Source organism: Sphingomonas sp. NPDC019816, assembly GCF_050274375.1.
Classification (GTDB): domain Bacteria; phylum Pseudomonadota; class Alphaproteobacteria; order Sphingomonadales; family Sphingomonadaceae; genus Sphingomonas.
Genome location: NZ_JBNNOB010000084.1, coordinates 1 through 16,043, shown reverse-complemented (window position 1 = coordinate 16,043; position 16,043 = coordinate 1). Strand labels below are relative to the sequence as shown.

16 protein-coding genes and 1 riboswitch are annotated in these 16,043 nt (G+C 69.1%); of the genes, 8 read left to right on the top strand and 8 right to left on the bottom strand.

The window, feature by feature from the left end; all coding sequences use genetic code 11:
* Window positions 1-179: 179 nt before the first annotated feature.
* Together cobO and cobU are read right to left on the bottom strand one after the other, a co-directional pair.
* Window positions 180-779, bottom strand: a complete 600-nt coding sequence (gene cobO, locus ACQKJZ_RS12650; protein WP_427731396.1) for a cob(I)yrinic acid a,c-diamide adenosyltransferase — start codon at window positions 777-779, stop codon at window positions 180-182.
* Complete coding sequence (gene cobU, locus ACQKJZ_RS12645) at window positions 779-1,303, bottom strand: bifunctional adenosylcobinamide kinase/adenosylcobinamide-phosphate guanylyltransferase (protein WP_427731394.1); 525 nt, start codon at window positions 1,301-1,303, stop codon at window positions 779-781. Before cobU ends, cobO begins: the two co-directional genes overlap by 1 nt.
* Before the next feature lie 27 nt (window positions 1,304-1,330).
* Here cobU and ACQKJZ_RS12640 point away from each other — a divergent pair, with 27 nt between their 5' ends.
* Genes ACQKJZ_RS12640 through ACQKJZ_RS12630 form a run of 3 tightly spaced genes read left to right on the top strand, consistent with a single transcriptional unit; the run spans window position 1,331 to window position 4,693 of the window.
* Entirely contained in the window at window positions 1,331-2,320 is a 990-nt protein-coding gene (locus tag ACQKJZ_RS12640) for an aminotransferase class I/II-fold pyridoxal phosphate-dependent enzyme (protein ID WP_427731393.1), read from the top strand.
* Entirely contained in the window at window positions 2,313-3,251 is a 939-nt protein-coding gene (gene cbiB, locus ACQKJZ_RS12635; protein WP_427731392.1) for an adenosylcobinamide-phosphate synthase CbiB, read from the top strand. Before ACQKJZ_RS12640 ends, cbiB begins: the two co-directional genes overlap by 8 nt.
* A complete protein-coding gene (locus ACQKJZ_RS12630; RefSeq protein ID WP_427731391.1) occupies window positions 3,239-4,693 on the top strand; it encodes a cobyric acid synthase in 1,455 nt (484 codons plus the stop codon). The genes cbiB and ACQKJZ_RS12630 overlap by 13 nt, the downstream gene beginning before the upstream one ends.
* Here the strand turns inward: ACQKJZ_RS12630 and cobS are convergent.
* The 6 genes from cobS to ACQKJZ_RS12600 all read right to left on the bottom strand — a co-directional run bounded on the left by cobS (window position 4,678) and on the right by ACQKJZ_RS12600 (window position 13,184).
* On the bottom strand, window positions 4,678-5,394 hold the full coding sequence (gene cobS, locus ACQKJZ_RS12625) for an adenosylcobinamide-GDP ribazoletransferase (protein WP_427731390.1): 717 nt from the start codon (window positions 5,392-5,394) through the stop codon (window positions 4,678-4,680). The two genes, ACQKJZ_RS12630 and cobS, sit on opposite strands and share 16 nt — an antisense overlap.
* Window positions 5,391-5,951 carry a histidine phosphatase family protein gene (locus tag ACQKJZ_RS12620; RefSeq protein ID WP_427731389.1) on the bottom strand — a complete coding sequence of 187 codons (561 nt, stop codon included), beginning with the start codon at window positions 5,949-5,951 and terminating at the stop codon, window positions 5,391-5,393. The genes cobS and ACQKJZ_RS12620 overlap by 4 nt, the downstream gene beginning before the upstream one ends.
* On the bottom strand, window positions 5,948-6,958 hold the full coding sequence (cobT, locus tag ACQKJZ_RS12615) for a nicotinate-nucleotide--dimethylbenzimidazole phosphoribosyltransferase (RefSeq protein ID WP_427731388.1): 1,011 nt from the start codon (window positions 6,956-6,958) through the stop codon (window positions 5,948-5,950). Before cobT ends, ACQKJZ_RS12620 begins: the two co-directional genes overlap by 4 nt.
* Window positions 6,955-7,362, bottom strand: a complete 408-nt coding sequence (locus ACQKJZ_RS12610; RefSeq protein ID WP_312488349.1) for a DUF1636 domain-containing protein — start codon at window positions 7,360-7,362, stop codon at window positions 6,955-6,957. Before ACQKJZ_RS12610 ends, cobT begins: the two co-directional genes overlap by 4 nt.
* A gap of 92 nt (window positions 7,363-7,454) precedes the next feature.
* Window positions 7,455-7,637, bottom strand: a riboswitch (cobalamin riboswitch).
* A 160-nt stretch (window positions 7,638-7,797) separates the two neighbouring features.
* Complete coding sequence (locus ACQKJZ_RS12605) at window positions 7,798-10,062, bottom strand: DPP IV N-terminal domain-containing protein (protein ID WP_427731387.1); 2,265 nt, start codon at window positions 10,060-10,062, stop codon at window positions 7,798-7,800.
* Window positions 10,059-13,184: a glycoside hydrolase family 2 TIM barrel-domain containing protein gene (locus ACQKJZ_RS12600; RefSeq protein WP_427731386.1), complete on the bottom strand. Its 3,126-nt coding sequence runs from the start codon at window positions 13,182-13,184 to the stop codon at window positions 10,059-10,061. Before ACQKJZ_RS12600 ends, ACQKJZ_RS12605 begins: the two co-directional genes overlap by 4 nt.
* 142 nt (window positions 13,185-13,326) lie before the next feature.
* Here ACQKJZ_RS12600 and ACQKJZ_RS12595 point away from each other — a divergent pair, with 142 nt between their 5' ends.
* The 5 genes from ACQKJZ_RS12595 to ACQKJZ_RS12575 all read left to right on the top strand — a co-directional run.
* Window positions 13,327-13,767: a MerC domain-containing protein gene (locus tag ACQKJZ_RS12595; RefSeq protein ID WP_427731385.1), complete on the top strand. Its 441-nt coding sequence runs from the start codon at window positions 13,327-13,329 to the stop codon at window positions 13,765-13,767.
* A 199-nt stretch (window positions 13,768-13,966) separates the two neighbouring features.
* Window positions 13,967-14,866 carry an ROK family protein gene (locus ACQKJZ_RS12590; RefSeq protein ID WP_427731384.1) on the top strand — a complete coding sequence of 300 codons (900 nt, stop codon included), beginning with the start codon at window positions 13,967-13,969 and terminating at the stop codon, window positions 14,864-14,866.
* Between the two features lie 90 nt (window positions 14,867-14,956).
* Window positions 14,957-15,496: a glycoside hydrolase family 108 protein gene (locus tag ACQKJZ_RS12585; RefSeq protein ID WP_427731395.1), complete on the top strand. Its 540-nt coding sequence runs from the start codon at window positions 14,957-14,959 to the stop codon at window positions 15,494-15,496.
* Window positions 15,493-15,774, top strand: coding sequence for a 3TM-type holin (locus ACQKJZ_RS12580; RefSeq protein WP_427731383.1), 282 nt, complete (start codon window positions 15,493-15,495; stop codon window positions 15,772-15,774). Before ACQKJZ_RS12585 ends, ACQKJZ_RS12580 begins: the two co-directional genes overlap by 4 nt.
* An 81-nt stretch (window positions 15,775-15,855) precedes the next feature.
* Window positions 15,856-16,043, top strand: a 188-nt coding sequence (locus ACQKJZ_RS12575; RefSeq protein ID WP_427731382.1) for a hypothetical protein, incomplete at its 3' end; no start/stop codon positions are given.

The window sequence follows — 16,043 nt, the reverse complement described above, 5'->3', positions numbered from 1 at the left end:
GGAGCCCCCACCCCAAACCCCTCCCCCCTGCCGGGAGGAGGGGCTTAATGCGGATCGCCTCGCCACAAGCATCTCCCCTCCCGCAGGCGGGAGGGGTTGGGGGAGGGCCTCGCCCCAAGTCGTGTCGCCCATGGCTTAGCCCCCACCCCAAACCCCTCCCCCCCGCCGGGAGGAGGGGCTTAGAACTCGATACCCCTTTGCGCCTTCACGCCTTGTTCGCGGAAGGGGTGCTTCACTTGGGTCATGTCCGTCACCAAGTCCGCCGCGTCGATCAGCGCCTCCGGGGCATTGCGGCCGGTAATCACCACATGCGTCATCGCGCCCTTGGTGCCGAGCACTTCCAGCACCTCATCCACCGGCAGGTAATCATAGCGCAGCACGATGTTCAGTTCGTCCGCGACGATCAGGTCGTACGCCGGATCGGCGATCATCCGCTTCACTTCCTCCCACGCACCCCGCGCGGTGGCGATGTCGCGGGCGCGGTCCTGGGTGTTCCAGGTGAAGCCTTCGCCCATCGCGTGGAAATCGACCTCGGGAAAGCGTGCCAGCACCGCCGCTTCGCCGGTGGCCATCGCGCCCTTGACGAACTGGACCATGCCGACGCGCATGCCGTGGCCGACGGCGCGGATCACCATGCCGAGCGCTGCGGTCGTCTTGCCCTTGCCCTTACCGGTATGGACGATGATCAGGCCCTTTTCGGCGTCGCGCGCGGCGACCTTGCTGTCCTGCGCGGCCTTTTTCTTGGCCATGCGCTCGGCGTGTTCGGCGTCGGTTCGCATCATTTCTCTCCTGAAAGCCGGATGGGAAGCCCCGCCACCACGAGATCGGTTGCATCGCACACTCGCGCCAGCCGCTGGTTGAGCGTGCCCTGCGCATCGCGGAAGCGCCGGGCCAGCGCATTGTCGGGCACGATGCCGAAGCCGACCTCGTTGCTGACCATCACCACCGGGCCGGGCGCGTTTGTCAGCGCTGCGACCAGCGCCTCGCCCGCCGCCGCCAGATCGGCCTCGCCGAGCAGCAGGTTGGTCAGCCACAAGGTCAAACAGTCGACCAGCAGCACCCGGTCGGCGCGGCCATGCTCCGCCACCGCCTCCGGCAGGGCGAGCGGTGCCTCCACGGTCGTCCAACGCTCGTCGCGATCGGCCTGGTGCCGCGCGATGCGGTCGCGCATCTCCTCGTCCCAGGCTTGCGCGGTCGCAATGAAGCAGCCAGTGGGTGTCATCGCTTCGGCAAGCGCCTGCGCATGGCGGCTCTTGCCCGACCGGGCGCCGCCGAGGACGAGAATGGTACGGGGCGTCGTCATGCCGCTCCGCATCGCGGGAGCGGGCCGATGACGCAAGCCCCCATGGCCGCGCTGACCCATCATGGCGGCCGGATCGACGCGGCCAAGGCGTTGTTTCCCAACGCCCCCGCGCCGTGGCTGGACCTGTCGACCGGGATCAACCCGGTGCCATGGACTCCGCCCGAGGGTCTGGCTGTCGACGCTGCGCCCTTGCCGGATCGCAGCGCGCTCGCTCGGTTGCAAGCGCTGGCGGCGGCGCATTTCGGCGTCGCGGCGGAGCGGGTCGCGGCAGTGCCAGGCAGCGAGATGGCGCTGCGCCTGTTGCCGCTACTGGGTGTACCGCAGCCGATCGTCGCGCTTCGCCCCAGCTATGGCACGCACGGCGCGGTCGCGTCCTCGCGGGTCGATCATGCTGGGGCGGACGATTGGGCCGGGCGGGCGGGGAGTCTGTTGATCGCCAATCCCAACAACCCCGATGGCGTCCATCGCTCGCCCGGGCAACTGGCGCGGCTGGCGGCGGCGCAAGAGCGGGCAGGGGGTTGGCTGATCCTGGACGAAGCCTTTGCCGATGCGATGCCGGAAAGCGGGTATGGTGGCGGTGAACAGGTCGTGGTGCTGCGGTCGTTCGGCAAGTTTTTCGGGCTGGCGGGTGTACGGCTCGGCTTCGTGATCGCCGCACCCGAAATACTGACGCGCCTTCGCGCGTTGCTGGGCGATTGGCCGGTGTCGGCGCATGCGATGGCCTGGGGCTGCGCGGCTTATGCCGACAGTGAGTGGATTGCGGCGACCCGGATCGCGCTGTGCGAGCGGGCCCGCGCCATGGATGAAGTGCTGGCGCGTCATGGCCTGACTGCGCAAGGAGCCTGTCCGCTGTTCCGCATGGCCGAGACGCCGGATGCGGCCGTGATCTTCCAGCGATTGGCGGCGGCGGGGATTTTGGTGCGGCCCTTCGCCGATGCGCCGGAGCGGCTCCGCTTCGGCGTGCCCGCCGCTGCGACGGACCTCGAACGAGTGGATAGGGCGTTGTGGCATGGCTGATCCCGTCGCGCTGGTGGCGCTGGCGCTCGATGCCGCGATCGGATGGCCCGATAAGTTATATGCGCGTGTTGGCCATCCGGTGGGGGCGTTTGCGCGCTTCCTGAATCTCGCCGAGCGGCTCGGCAATGCGCCCGGGCGGCCCGAAGGCGTCCGGCGGGGCCTGGGTGTCCTGACCATGATTCTGCTGATCGCGCTGACCGGGGGCATCGCCTGGGGAATCGATCATGCGGCGCATGCGTGGCTCGGGCGGTGGGGCTGGATCGCCAGCGCCGTGCTGGCTTGGCCCGCGCTCGCGCAGCGCAGCCTCTACGTTCATGTCCGGCCGGTGGCCGACGCGCTGTCGCGCGGCGACCTGCCCGCTGCCCGAGCGCTGGTCGCGCGAGTCGTAGGGCGCGATACCGAACGGCTGGATCAGGCGGGCGTGTCGCGTGCGGCGATCGAGACGCTGGCGGAAAGTTTCTGCGACGGCATCGTCGCGCCGCTCTTCTGGCTGCTGCTGCTCGGGCTGCCGGGGGTGTGGGTGTACAAGGCGATCAACACCGCCGACAGCATCATCGGGCACAAGGAGCCGCGCTGGCGGGCGTTCGGCTGGGCGGCGGCGCGGATCGACGATGCGGCGAACTGGGTGCCGGCGCGGATCGCCGGCGTGCTGCTATGTGTGGCGGGCGCGGGCGGCTGGGCCGTGATGAAGCGCGACGCCCGTGCCCATGCCTCGCCCAATGCGGGCTGGCCCGAAGCGGCGATGGCGGGCGCGCTGGGCATCGCGCTCGCCGGGCCAGTGACCTATGACGGCATGACGCAGATCAAGCCGTGGATCGGCCGCGAGGGGCGGGCCGCTCAGCCACGCGACATCGCGACCGCCTTGCAAATCTATGCGCGCGCCTGCCTGCTGCTCTGGATCATCGCGGGAGGTGTCGCATGGCTGGCGTGATGATCCAGGGCACCGGCTCGGATGTCGGCAAGTCGGTGCTGGTCGCGGGGCTGTGCCGCGTCTTCGCCAATCGCGGGCTTCGCGTCCGCCCCTTCAAGCCGCAGAATATGAGCAACAACGCCGCCGTGACCCCGGAGGGCGGCGAGATCGGGCGGGCGCAGGCGACGCAGGCGATGGCGGCGCGCGTGCCTCCGCATGTCGACATGAACCCGGTGCTCCTGAAGCCGCAGGGCGACCGCACTTCCCAACTGATCGTACGCGGGCAGGTGCGGGGCATGCTGCCCGCCTCGAAATGGCGTGAGGGGCGGATCGGCCTGCTGCCCGAGGTGGTCGACTGCTATCGCCGGCTGGAGGCGGCATGCGACATCGTGATCGTCGAGGGGGCGGGGTCGCCCGCCGAGGTGAACCTGCGCCCTGGCGACATCGCCAATATGGGGTTCGCGCGCGCGGCGAATGTGCCGGTGGTGCTGGCCGGCGACATCGACCGGGGCGGGGTGATCGCGTCGCTGGTCGGGACGAAAGCGGTGATCGATCCGGCGGACGCCGCGATGATCCGGGGCTTTCTGGTCAACAAGTTTCGCGGCGACCCCGCGCTGTTCACCGATGGCATGGGCGTTATCGCGGCGCATACCGGCTGGCGGTCGCTGGGGCTCATCCCGTGGCTGGCGGACGCGCGCCGCTTGCCGAGCGAGGATGCGGTGGCGTTGGAGCGGCCCGCCGCCGGGGCCGGGGGCCGGGTCGTCATCGCCTGCCCGATCACGCCGCGGATCGCCAATTTCGACGATCTCGACCCGCTGCGGCTCGAACCGCGGGTCGATCTGGTCATGGTGCGGCCGGGGGAGGCGATCCCCGACGCGGCGATGATCGTGCTGGCGGGATCGAAGGCGACGATGGCCGACCTGGCATTCCTGCGCGAACAGGGCTGGCATATCGACATCGCCGCGCATCACCGGCGCGGGCGGCCGATACTCGGGCTGTGCGGCGGCTATCAGATGCTCGGGCGGCGGGTGGCCGACCCGGACGGGATGGAGGGGCCGGTGGGCAGCGTCGAGGGGCTGGGACTGCTGGATGTCGAGACGGTGCTGACCGGTGAGAAGACCGTGCGCCCCGCCACCGGGCAGGCGCTGGGCACCGGCTTTTCAGGCTATGAAATCCATCTCGGCCGGACGACGGGGCCCGACACCGCACGGCCGGTCGGACAGCTTGCCGATGGCCGCGCGGAAGGCGCCATGAGCGCGGACGGGCTGGTCGCGGGCAGCTATATCCACGGCCTGCTGGGTGCGGCGGGACAGCGCGCGGCGTGGCTGGCGCGGATCGGCGTCGAGGGGGCGGGCCCCGACCACCATGCCGATATCGACGCCGCGCTCGACGCGATCGCCGCCGTGCTGGAGGGGCATGTCGATTGCGACGCGCTGTTGCGGATCGCTCAGGGCAGGGCGTAGAGCATTGCGCCGATCAGCAGCGCGGTCTCGGTCAACTCGATGCCAGCACCGTGGACGTCGCCCGTCACCCCGCCCAGCTTGCGCCGGAACCACCACGTCAACCCCAGGATGATGAAGGGCGCGGCGGCCAGAGGCGGAAAGACCAGCCCCAGGGCCAGGACGGCGAGCGTCCAGCCGATCATGTCGCCGGACCGTACCGCACGGGCGACCATCGCGCCCAGTCCGCCGGGCCGTAGCGGCGGCAGCAATCGCGCCCATAGCAGCGGCCCGGTCCGCGCCGCCGCCGGGATCAGCGCGATCATGGCCCAGCCGCCGATCGGCCCATGGTGCAGCAGCACCAGCTTGGCGAGCAGCTGCATCACCAGCGACACCACCCCGAAACTGCCGATGTGCGGGTCGGCCATCACCGACAGCAGCCGCGCGCGGTCGCCATGCGCCGCGCCCAGTCCGTCGGACAGGTCGGCCAGCCCGTCGAGGTGCAGCGCCCCGGTCGCCCAGACCCAGGCCGCCAGCGCCGCCAGCGCTCCCGCCCAGGGATCGATCCGTGCACCCAGCCAGCCCGCGCCCGCCACCATCACCCCGATGACCAGCCCCGCCAACGGGTAGAGCCGGATCGCGCGCGCGAAATCCGCTTCGCCCGCCGCGACCCTCGGCATCGGCAGGCGGGTGAGAAAGCCGAGCGCCACGATCAGCGTCTTCATGCGCCGGCCAATTCCGTCACCTGCGCCGAACGCGGCTCGCCGTCCCATATCTCCAGCGTGACCAGACTGGCATAAGGCAGGGCGAACGCCCAGACCGCGCGGCGGTCGAACCCGCACAGGATATGGAGCGCCGCGCGCATCGCACCGCCATGGGTGACGACGAGAGTCGGCTCCGGGGGCAGGGCCGCGATCGCGGCGCCCACCCTGGCGACCAGAGCGGACCAGCGTTCGCCGCCGGGGGGCGGGGCGGCATCGGGGTCGCGCCAGAAGGCCGACAGCGCCGCCGCATCGATCTCACCCGCGCTCCGCCCGTCCCAGTCCCCGAAATCCAGTTCGCGCCAGCGGGGATCGATCTCGGTCGGCCCCAATGCTTCGGCGCAGCGACGCGCGCGCATGAGGTCGGAGGCGATGCGGCGCGTGACGGGCAGGTCGGCCGCCCGCGCGATACAGGTGGCGAGCCCGGCGGCGGTGACCGGGCTGTCGGTCCGCCCCAGCATCCGCCCCGCCAATTCGGGCTCGCCATGGCGCAGCAGATACAGGCGGAAGGGCGCGGTCACGCGTTGGCGACGCCCGCCTCGGCAAAGGTCGCCATGCCGTCATGCGCCGCGATCGCCGCGCGAATGACCTGGACCGCGACTGCCGCGCCGCTGCCCTCGCCCAGCCGCATGTCGAGCGACAGGATCGGCCTCAGCCCCAGCCGGTCCAGCAGCCGGATATGCCCCGGCTCGGCCGAGCAATGACCCGCCAGGCAGTGCGCGGTGATCGCCGGATTGACCAGCGCGAGCGGCGCCACCGCCGCCGTACCGATAAAGCCGTCGAGCACGACCGGCACGCCCTTCATCCGCGCCGCCAGCACCGCGCCCGCCATGGCCGCGATCTCCCGACCGCCCAGCCGGCGCAGAACCTCGAACGCGCCGTTCAGATGGCCGCGATGGCGGGCCAGCCCTTCGGCCACCACCGCCGCCTTGCGGGCCATGCCCTCTCCATCGACACCGGTGCCGGGGCCGACCCAGTCGGCGGCGTCCCCGCCGAAGCTGGCGGCGGCCAGCGCGGCGGCGGGGGTGGTATTGCCGATGCCCATCTCACCCAGCACGAGGAGGTCGGCGTCCCCGACCGCCGCTGCGCCCGCCGACAGCGCCGACAGGCACTCCGTCTCGCTCATCGCCGGGCCGGTGGTGAAATCGGCGGTCGGCCGGTCGAGGTCGAGCGGGACCACCGACAGTTCCAGGCCGGCCGCCGCCGCCAGCTGGTTGATGGCGGCGCCACCGGCGGTGAAGTTGGCGACCATCTGCACCGTGACCTCGGCGGGAAAGGCGCTGACCCCGCGCGCGACGACGCCGTGATTGCCGGCGAAGATGACCGCGCGGCCGCGCGCGATCCGGGGCCGCGCTTGCCCCTGCCATCCGGCCATGAAGACGGCGATCTCCTCCAGCCGGCCGAGCGAGCCGGGCGGCTTGGTCAGTTGCGCCTGCCGCGCGAGCGCGGCGTCGCGCGCGCCCATGTCGGGTGTGGTCAGCGCCGCCAGCGCGGTTTCGAAGGCGGCAAGCGTGGGGAAGGCGGTCATTCGACGAGGAAGCCCTCGGGCGGCGTGCGAGTCAAGAAATGGCCCTTCACGCCCTGCGGCCATTGCTTGTACGGCACCTGCCCCCAGTCGCTGTCGGCATAGGCCCGCGCATAGTCCAGGATGGCGCGCGCGGCGTCGTCGTCGGGCGTGAACCTGCCCATGACATAGCCGACCTTGCCGGGGCAACGCAGATGGACGGTGCAGAAGGACTGGCAAGCGAAGAGGCAAGGCATCTCCTCGACCGCGACATCGGCATAGGCGGGGTCGGAGGCCTGGACGGCGCGTAGGGCCTCGACCAGCAGCGCGCCGCCGCGCTTGCCCGCGTCATTCTCGCGGGCCTCGTCGGACAGGCGACAGGTGTTGCAGGCGACGACGGCGGGGCCGTTCGCGGCGGGTTTCAGCATGGGGCGGACTCGGTCATCGGGGCATATCTCCACAAGGCGCTGTCGCCCGCGCGAGGGAAAGCCCCGTTTCGTCCGGTACACCCTGACCGGTCGAAGGACGACCGCGACGGGCAGGTCTCCTGGCTCGCGGGTCGGGGCCGCTCCGCCGCCTTCTCGGGGAAAGCCCCAATGGCGTGATGGCGGATGGCTCGCCGCTTACAGTTGCAGGGGCAGCCGGGGCATCGCACCCCATTCCCTTTTGATCCCCGGGGGGAACCTGTCGCGAGGGCAGCGATAGGCGCGTGGGGGATGGGAGGCAACAGCCCTATTCCTCCCCGGCACGGGGAAGTGGCAGCGCGCAGCGCTGACGGGGGGGCTTCCACATAGGTCACCCTTTAGCGGCACGCCCCCTCCACCATGCTGCGCATGGTCCCCCTCCCCGTGCCAGGGAGGAGATCATTCCTCCCCGCGCAGCGCCTTCAGGAAAAAGGCATATTGCCGCCGCATCGCATAAGGCACCGGCCCGGTGGTACGCCCGGCGGTATGTTCCCCGCCGGGGATGACCAGCAGGTCGAAATCCTTGTCCGCCTTGATAAGCGCGTCGACCACCTGGGTGGTGCTGGCCGGATCGACGTTGGAATCCTGCTCGCCGACGACCAGCATCAGCTTGCCTTGCAGGTTCCCGGCATGGACCACGCCCGAGGCGTCGAGATAGCTCTGGTCGACCGGATAGCCGAGCCATTGTTCGTTCCAGTCGATCTTGTCCATCCGGTTGTCGAAACACCCGGCATAGGCGACCCCGGCCTTGTAGAATTCGGGGTGGAAGAGCAGCGCGTTCAGCGTGCTTTGCCCGCCGGCCGATCCGCCATAGATGCCGACGCGGGTGATATCGACGGCGGGGTCTCTGGCGTTCAGGGCCCTCATCCAAGCGATCCGGTCGGGAAAGCCGCTATCGTCCAGGTTTTTCCAGGCGACGTCATGGAACGCCTTGGAGCGGTTGGCGGTGCCCATGCCGTCGATCATCACGACGACGAAACCCAGATCGGCCAGCTGCTGCATCCCCATGACCTTGTCGCCGCCGGAAAAGGCGCCAAACGGCCAGAAGGTCTTGGGCACGAAACTGTCGTGCGGCCCGGCATAGATATTCTCGATTACCGGATAGCGTTTGGCGGGATCGAAATCGCGTGGCCGGACGACCAGACCGTAAATATCGGTCTTGCCGTCGCGCCCCTTGGCGGTGAAGCGTTCCGGCGGGCGGAAGCCGGCGGCGGTCAGCGCGGTGATGTCGCCCTTTTCCAGCGTCTGGATCAGGCGGCCGTCGCGCGCATCGTGCAGCTCCATCGTCTCGGGGCTATCGGTGCGCGAATAGACGTCGACATAGGTCGTCATGTCGGGCGAGAAGCGGACTTCGTGGGTCGCATTCTCTTTCGTCAGCCGGGTCAGGTTGCGCCCGTCGAAATCGACCCGGAACCATTGTTTGTAATAGGGGTCTTCGCCGGGCACGAAGCCGTTGGCCGAGAACCAGATCTGCCGCTTGTCGTCATCGACGTGTGCGATGTCGCGGACCAGCCAGTCGCCCTTGGTGATCTGGCGCACCACGCGGCCGGTCGCGCCGTCGATCAGATAGAGATGCCGCCAGCCGTCGCGCTCCGACGCCCAGAGGATCTCGCGGCCCAGCCCCTTCACGTCGTGCGACCAGATGCGGTCGCGGAAGACGAAGGTCTTGGCGGTGTCGGTGACGGCGGCGTGCGCGCGGCCGGTGTCGGCGTCGACCGCGATGATCTTCGTCTCGCCGAAGCCGCGTTTCAGGTCGTTGAACGCGAAGCTCTTGCTGTCGGCGCGCCATTCGGGAGGCGAGAGGGTATAGGCGCCCGCGAACAGGCTTGGGTCGATCTCGGTCCGCTGGCCGCTCGAGACCCGGAACAGCACGGGCGCTTCCTGGTCCACCGCGTCGCCGGGCTTGGGATAGAGTTGCTGGACAACCTCGGGCTGGACCTGGCCCGGCGGCGCGGCGAGGACGCGCGTGACCATGCGGGCATAGCCGGGGCGGACGCGTTGTACCGCGATGTGCCGGCCATCCGGGCTCCAGGCAATGGTTTCGGGGTCGTAGAAATTGGCGGGGCTGCCGTCCTGCGACCGCCAGAGTTCCTTGCCGCCATCCGCCTGCCGCACGACCAGATTGTCGTCGAGGACCAGCGCCTCCAGCGTGCCGTCGGGCGAGCGGCGGGGATGGTTGTCGGCGGGGACGCGCAGGTCGCGGACCACGCCGAAACCGCGTGGGCGGCGGGGGTTTTCCGGCGGAACGACGGCGCAGACCGGACGGACGAGGGTACAGCGATAGACATCCGCATCATAGCCGATCGAGAAACGGATCGCCGACCGGTCGGGGGTGAAGGCGAAATGCTCGAAGGGCAGGCGCAGCGGCGCCACCGGCTTGCCTATCACCCTGGCGAGCGCCGGGGCGAGTGCGGCGGCGTCGAAGGCGGGGGCCTTGGCGCGGGTGGCGGTGTCGACATCGACAAAGGCGAACCCGCCCCCCACCGTCTTGCGGTAATGGAAGTGCCGGCCGTCCGCGTCCCATTCGGCGGGCCAGGCGATGTCACGGGTCAGCCATTGCCATTGCTCACGCAAGTCCAGCGCGCTCGCGATCCGATCGGGAACGGTCTGTGCCGCGACCGGTGCGGCGGTGAGCAACAGGGATAAGGTCAGCAGGGACTTCAACGCGCCGCTCCGAGGGTGAAGCTATAGGTCAGCGGCTGAAGCGCGATGCGATAGGGCATGTGCGCGCGGCCATCCAGGTTCCAGCCGGTATCGCCGCCGACGCCCACCTGCGCCGCGTCGATCAGCAGCGTGCCGTCGCCATGCGGTCGGATGTCCGAGCTATGCGCCTTGCCCGGCGGCTTCATCGCCAGGTCGGCATAGGGGAAGGGCAGCGCGTTGACCGACAGCGGCTGCGCCCCCGTCACCCGCAGACCGGCCCCGGTGCCGGTCAGTTGCAGCCAGCGGACATCGGTCTTGTTGCCGCTTTCCTGCGGACGGGCATAGTCGTGATACTGGTCGGCGAGCCGGCCGTCCCAGCGCGCGATCATCGCCCCGGTCTTGCGGTCGGCATAGCTTTCCCACGGCCCCCGCCCGAACCAGCTGACTTGCGTGAACTGCTGCCCCGGGGTGGAGAAGGCCAGTCCGACGCGTAGCGGATCGGGCAGCGTCATGCGCAGCGGCGTGAAGCGCACCGTTGCGGTCGCCGCGCCGTCCGGCGCCATGGTCCAGCGGGTCTGCATCTTGACCGACCCGACCCCCATGTCGTGATCGACCACGATCGCATCGCCGTCGCGCCGGATATCATCGAGGCGACGATGGTCGGAGAAATATCGCCACATCGCATGACTGTTGGGTACGCCCGCACCGATATCGTTATCGGTCGGCGCGCGGGTGAAATTGGGGGTGCCGCCGGTCAGCAGCGTCCGGCCGTCCCGCGCATAGCGGCGGACGAGGCCGGTCGCGCGGTCGATCTCCAGCACGGCGTTGCCCGCCGTCAGCGTCATCGCATCGGCGCTTTCCGCGGGCGCGACCGATCCGGTGGGTGGGGCGGCGAAGGACGGGGCGGTCAGCGCGAACTGCTCCCACCCGACGACATGCCCGGCCGGCAGAGGGGGGATCGCACCCGCCCTGGTCCGCGCCCGCAGGATCAGCGAGCGCTCGGCCCCGGCATCCTTGGGCGCGGGCAGGGTGAGGGACAGCGGCGCGCTCCGGCCCGCAGCCGCCACCGGCGTCGCGATATTACCGCGCGCGGTCTCGACGCCGTTTTCCAGCACCGCCCAGTCGAGCGTGAAGCGCGACAGGTCGATATGGTCATGGCGGTTGACCACCTGCCAGCCGCCGCCGTCATGGGTGAAGGTGATCGGCGACTGGACATGCGCCATCTCGTAATATTCGGGATCGGGGGTGCGATCCGACTGGATCACGCCGTCGCCCACGGGGCTGTCGTCGCCGTGCAGCCCGGCATCCTTGGGGTCGGGATCGAAGTCCACACCCTGTGCCCAATAGGGGCGCCCGTCCTTGTCCTTGAGGATCATCGTCTGGTCGACCCAGTCCCAGATGAAGCCACCCTGGAGCTTGGGATATTTGCGGAAAATGTCCCAATATCCCTGGAAGTCGCCCAGGCTGTTGCCCATCGCATGGGCATATTCGCACAGGATCAGCGGCTGGGTAAATTCGGGGCGCAGGGCATAGTCGGTGATCTTCTCGACATCGTCATACATGGGCGCGAAGATGTCGACATAGGCGTTGGTCGGATGCCGCCAGCCGCTCATGCTGTAGCCCAGGAAGTTGATCAGCCGGGTCTTGTCGTTTGTGCGTACCCATTTGGCCGCCGCCTCGAAATTGGGACCCACGCCGCTTTCATTGCCCAGCGACCAGAAGATGATCGAGGGGTGGTTGCGGTCGCGCTCGACCATGCGCTGCACCCGGTCGAGATGCGCGGCGGCCCATTCGGGCTTGTGACCCAGATTGAGCGTCGGATCGCCCTTTTCCTGGGTGAGGCTGAGATAGCCGTGGCTCTCGATATCGGCCTCGTCCATCACGTACAGGCCATATTCGTCGGCCAGATCGTACCAGCGCGGATCGTTGGGATAGTGCGATGTGCGGACCGCGTTGATGTTGGCGGCCTTCATCAACTCGATGTCCTTGCGCATCGTCTCCTCGGATACGATGCGGAAGCTGTGCGGATCATGCTCGTGCCGGTTGACGCCGCGGATCATGATCCGCTTGCCGTTCACGCGGACCTCGCCGCCCGCGACCTCGACGGTGCGAAAGCCGATGCGGCGGCTGGTCGCCTCGATCAGCCTGCCCTTGTCGTCCAGCAGTTCGACCAGCAGCGTGTAGAGATTGGGGTCCTCCGCGCTCCAGCTCTTCACGCCGGGAACCTCGGCGGTGATCGTCGCGGCGGTGCCAGTGGGCGTAGCGGTGCGGGTCAGGATGGTGCGCTTGCCGTCGAGAAGGGTCGCGCGCACGGCCGTCGCCCGCGCCGGCCCCGCCAGATCGACCGTGGCCGACAGCGCGCCGTCACGATAGTCATGGGTCAGCCCCGCATCGATCTCCAGATCGCGGATATGCGTCTGCGGCGCGGCATAGAGGGTGATCGACCGCTCGATCCCGTTGACCCGCCAGAAATCCTGATCCTCCAGATAGCTGCCGTCCGAATGACGATACAGCTCGACCGCGATGACATTCTTGCCGGGCCTGGCGGCGCGGGTGATGTCGAATTCGGTGGGGAGCTTGGAGTCCTCGGAATAGCCGATCCGCTCGCCATTGACCCAGAGATAATAGGCCGCCCCGGCCGCGCCCACGGTCAGGAGCAGGCGGCGGCTGGCGAAATGGGCGGGGACCATGAAATCCCGCCGATAGGACGCGACCTCGTTCAAGCGATGCTCGACCAGCGGCGCGTTGCGGGGAAAGGGATAACCGCTGCCGAGGAAGATCGGGCGGCTCAACCCTTCGGCCTGGAGCATGCCGGGGACCGTCACGTTGCGCCAATCCGAGACGTCATGGCCGGGCCGTTCGAACCCGATCGGGCGCGCCTCCGGGTTGGGGGACATGTGCACCTTCCACTGGCCGTCGAGCGAGAGGTGATAGCGCGAGCGGGCGACATTTCCGGCCAGCGCCCCGGCGCGCGTCTCGAACCCGGCAAAGCTGCTGTGCATCGGTTCGGCACCGATCCGGTCGATCTGTGGATTTTCCCATTCCGCGCGTGGGGCGGCGGGCGACGTCGGCGTCTGTGCCGGTGCCATGCCCGCCATCAGGGCCGACAGACTGGCCCAATGGGCCCATCGCATGTTCGGCATATCGTCTCTCCCCGGCTAATTAGGAGCAGGCTAGATTATACGGAATACAATTTAAAGAGCGTGCAATCGGTTTTGGTGGGTTGTCATCTGTGATACAAGATATCATCTGCACGGCCGGGGCGGTGATGTAAGGAAAATTATCATGGCAGGACAACGCCCTGGCGACGGCGAGGCATTGGCGGACGGGATCGAAGGCGCGCATCACGGCGGCATGCTGGGCCTGGACGGGCTGGCAATTTCGGCGTCGACGCTGTGCCTGGTGCATTGTCTGGTCCTGCCGATCGTGATCGCATTCCTTCCCTCCATCGCCGAATGGGCAGATTGGGGTGATGCCGTGCACATCGTCATGCTGGTCATCGCCGTGCCGTTGAGCGGGGGGACATTGTTCGCCGGATGGCGGCGGCACCGCGCCAAGGGGCCGTTATGGACGGGCATGGCGGGCCTGGCGCTGCTGGTGCTGGGCCTGCCGTTCGAAGGGGTGACACTCGGCACCGCCCTGACCGTGGCGGGCGGCATGGCGCTGGCCGTCGCGCATGTCGGTAATTTGCGGGCGACACGGTTGCAGTATCTGACGGGGTTGTAGCGAAAGACCGTTGCGTCAGGCGCAACCGCCTATCGGTGCCGGTACCGAAGTTCCCGACTTGTCCTGGGCCCCGCGCTCCATCGCGCCGAGTGACCCGTTCACGCACGATCTCTCCGCCCGTTTTTGCGCGATGCCCTTGACCCGCACGCGCAGTTTCGCGCAGTCGCGCGAACCCGATATGGATGGGTGGGAGATTGCAATGGTCGAGGCACAGGATCGGATCGTCGCGGGCGTGGAACTGGGCGGTACGAAATCGATCGTTCTGATCGGGCGCGGACGCGACATTCTGGTGTCGGAACGCCTGCCCACCACGACCCCCGCCGCCACGCTGGCCGCGCTGCGCCAGCGTCTGGGCGAATGGCGGGACGAGTATCGGCCGGAGGCGCTGGGCATCGGCAGCTTCGGCCCGATCGCGCTCGACAAGACCGGCATGGACTATGGTCATATGCTGGCGACGCCCAAGCCCGGCTGGGCCGGTGCGGACGTGGTCGGCGCGCTGGCCGAGGGCTTTGGCGAGCGGGTGGCGATCCATACCGATGTGACCGGCGCCGCCATGGCAGAGGGGCAATGGGGCGCGGCGCGTGGGCTCGCCGACCATGTCTATGTGACGATCGGCACCGGGGTCGGCATGGGTATCATTGCGGGCGGCCAGCCGGTGTCGGGGCGGATGCACCCGGAGGCGGGCCATGTCCGCGTCCGCCGTGTGGCGGGCGACACGTTCGCCGGCGCCTGCCCCTTCCATGGCGATTGCCTGGAGGGGCTGGTGGCGGGGCCCGCCATCGCCGCGCGGACGGGCAAGCCGGCGCAGGAGCTGGCGGCGGACGATCCCGCCTGGACCTTCGTCGCCGACGCGCTGGCGGAGAGCTTCGCAGGGCTGTTCCTGACCCTGGCCTGCGGGCGGATCGTGATCGGTGGCGGCGTCGGGGTGGGGCAGCCGCATCTGCTCGACATGGTGCGCGCCGCCACGGTCGAGAAGCTGTCGGGTTACCTCCCCTTCGTCGACGCGGCGCAGGTCGCCAACCGCATCGTCCATGCCCAGCTGGGCGACCAGGCCGGGCCGCTCGGCACGCTGGCGCTGGCGCGCAGCGTCCTCGACTGATCCCCGCACGAAAGCGCTGTCCTACAGCGAACCGATATGGTTCGTGTTCGCCCGCACAGGGAGGACGTCATGGGCAAGCGGAACGAGGCGGTGGATGTCGATGCGCTGATCGCGCAGGTGATCGCGCGCGAGGGGGATTATAGCGACCACCCCGCCGATCGGGGCGGGGCGACCCGGTTCGGCATCACCGAGGCGGTAGCCCGCGCCGATGGCTATGACGGGGCGATGCGGCGTCTGCCGCTGGCGAGGGCGGAAGCGATCTATCGCCGGCTCTACTGGTCGGCGCCGGGCTGGGACCGGGTGGCGGAGCGGGCGCCCCGGCTGGCGGCGGAATTGTTCGACACCGGCGTGAATATGGGGCCGGTGGTGGCGGCGGCGTTTCTGCAACGCGCGCTCAACGCGCTCAATCGCGGGGGCGGGGACTATCCCGACATGGCGGTGGATGGCCGGATCGGCGCGATGACGCTCGCCGCGCTCGACGCGTTCCTGCGCCATCGCGGGGCGGCGGGCGAGATCGTACTGCTGAAGGCGGTCGAGGCCTTGCAAGGCGAACGCTATCTGACGCTGGCCGAGCGGCGACCGGCGAACGAGGCGTTCCTTTACGGCTGGCTGGCGGATCGCCTGTCATGAGCGGGGAGGACGCCATGGCACCGGGCGATGGCGACGCGACCGACCGCTGGACCCGGCGGGCGCGGCCGACCTTCCTCTATGTCATGTACTTGCTGCTGCTCTGGAGCATCCCGATGGGACTGCTGGCCGGGGTGCGACCGGTAATGGCGGCGGCGATGATCCGGGGGATGGCGCAGTACCTCGCCGCCATTCCCGAGCCGCTCTACGCGCTCTTCGGCACCGGTTATCTCGGCTACACGGTCGCGCGCGAATGGGGGAAGCGGCCCAAGGCGTCATGAGGATAAGCCCCTCCCCTTGAGGGGATCGTTGCAAAAGTCGTGCGACGGTGATTCATGGTTGCAGGCGGGGGGACGTTTGCGATGGATCAAGGTAGCTTGGTGGATGGTCTGGTGTCGCCGCGCTTGGGTCGCAATGTCCGGCTGGAGCGTTTGGCGCGGGAAGTGGACTGGGCCGATCTGGGTTCGCTTTTGTCGCCGCTGCGTGCCGAGCGTGGCGGGCGTCCGCCCTTTGCGGCCCTGATGATGGTCAAGGCGTTGGTGCTGCAGCG

Excerpts from the sequence above, each read along its gene's own strand:
- ACQKJZ_RS12580 (WP_427731383.1), top strand. The coding sequence starts at position 15,493 with ATGAGCGGGGAGGACGCCATGGCACCGGGCGATGGCGACGCGACCGAC.
- ACQKJZ_RS12590 (WP_427731384.1), top strand. The coding sequence starts at position 13,967 with ATGGTCGAGGCACAGGATCGGATCGTCGCGGGCGTGGAACTGGGCGGT.
- ACQKJZ_RS12600 (WP_427731386.1), bottom strand. The coding sequence starts at position 13,184 with ATGCCGAACATGCGATGGGCCCATTGGGCCAGTCTGTCGGCCCTGATG.
- ACQKJZ_RS12610 (WP_312488349.1), bottom strand. The coding sequence starts at position 7,362 with ATGCTGAAACCCGCCGCGAACGGCCCCGCCGTCGTCGCCTGCAACACC.
- cobS (WP_427731390.1), bottom strand. The coding sequence starts at position 5,394 with ATGAAGACGCTGATCGTGGCGCTCGGCTTTCTCACCCGCCTGCCGATG.
- cbiB (WP_427731392.1), top strand. The coding sequence starts at position 2,313 with ATGGCTGATCCCGTCGCGCTGGTGGCGCTGGCGCTCGATGCCGCGATC.
- cobO (WP_427731396.1), bottom strand. The coding sequence starts at position 779 with ATGCGAACCGACGCCGAACACGCCGAGCGCATGGCCAAGAAAAAGGCC.
- ACQKJZ_RS12595 (WP_427731385.1), top strand. The coding sequence starts at position 13,327 with ATGGCAGGACAACGCCCTGGCGACGGCGAGGCATTGGCGGACGGGATC.
- ACQKJZ_RS12640 (WP_427731393.1), top strand. The coding sequence starts at position 1,331 with ATGACGCAAGCCCCCATGGCCGCGCTGACCCATCATGGCGGCCGGATC.
- ACQKJZ_RS12630 (WP_427731391.1), top strand. The coding sequence starts at position 3,239 with ATGGCTGGCGTGATGATCCAGGGCACCGGCTCGGATGTCGGCAAGTCG.
- cobT (WP_427731388.1), bottom strand. The coding sequence starts at position 6,958 with ATGACCGCCTTCCCCACGCTTGCCGCCTTCGAAACCGCGCTGGCGGCG.
- cobU (WP_427731394.1), bottom strand. The coding sequence starts at position 1,303 with ATGACGACGCCCCGTACCATTCTCGTCCTCGGCGGCGCCCGGTCGGGC.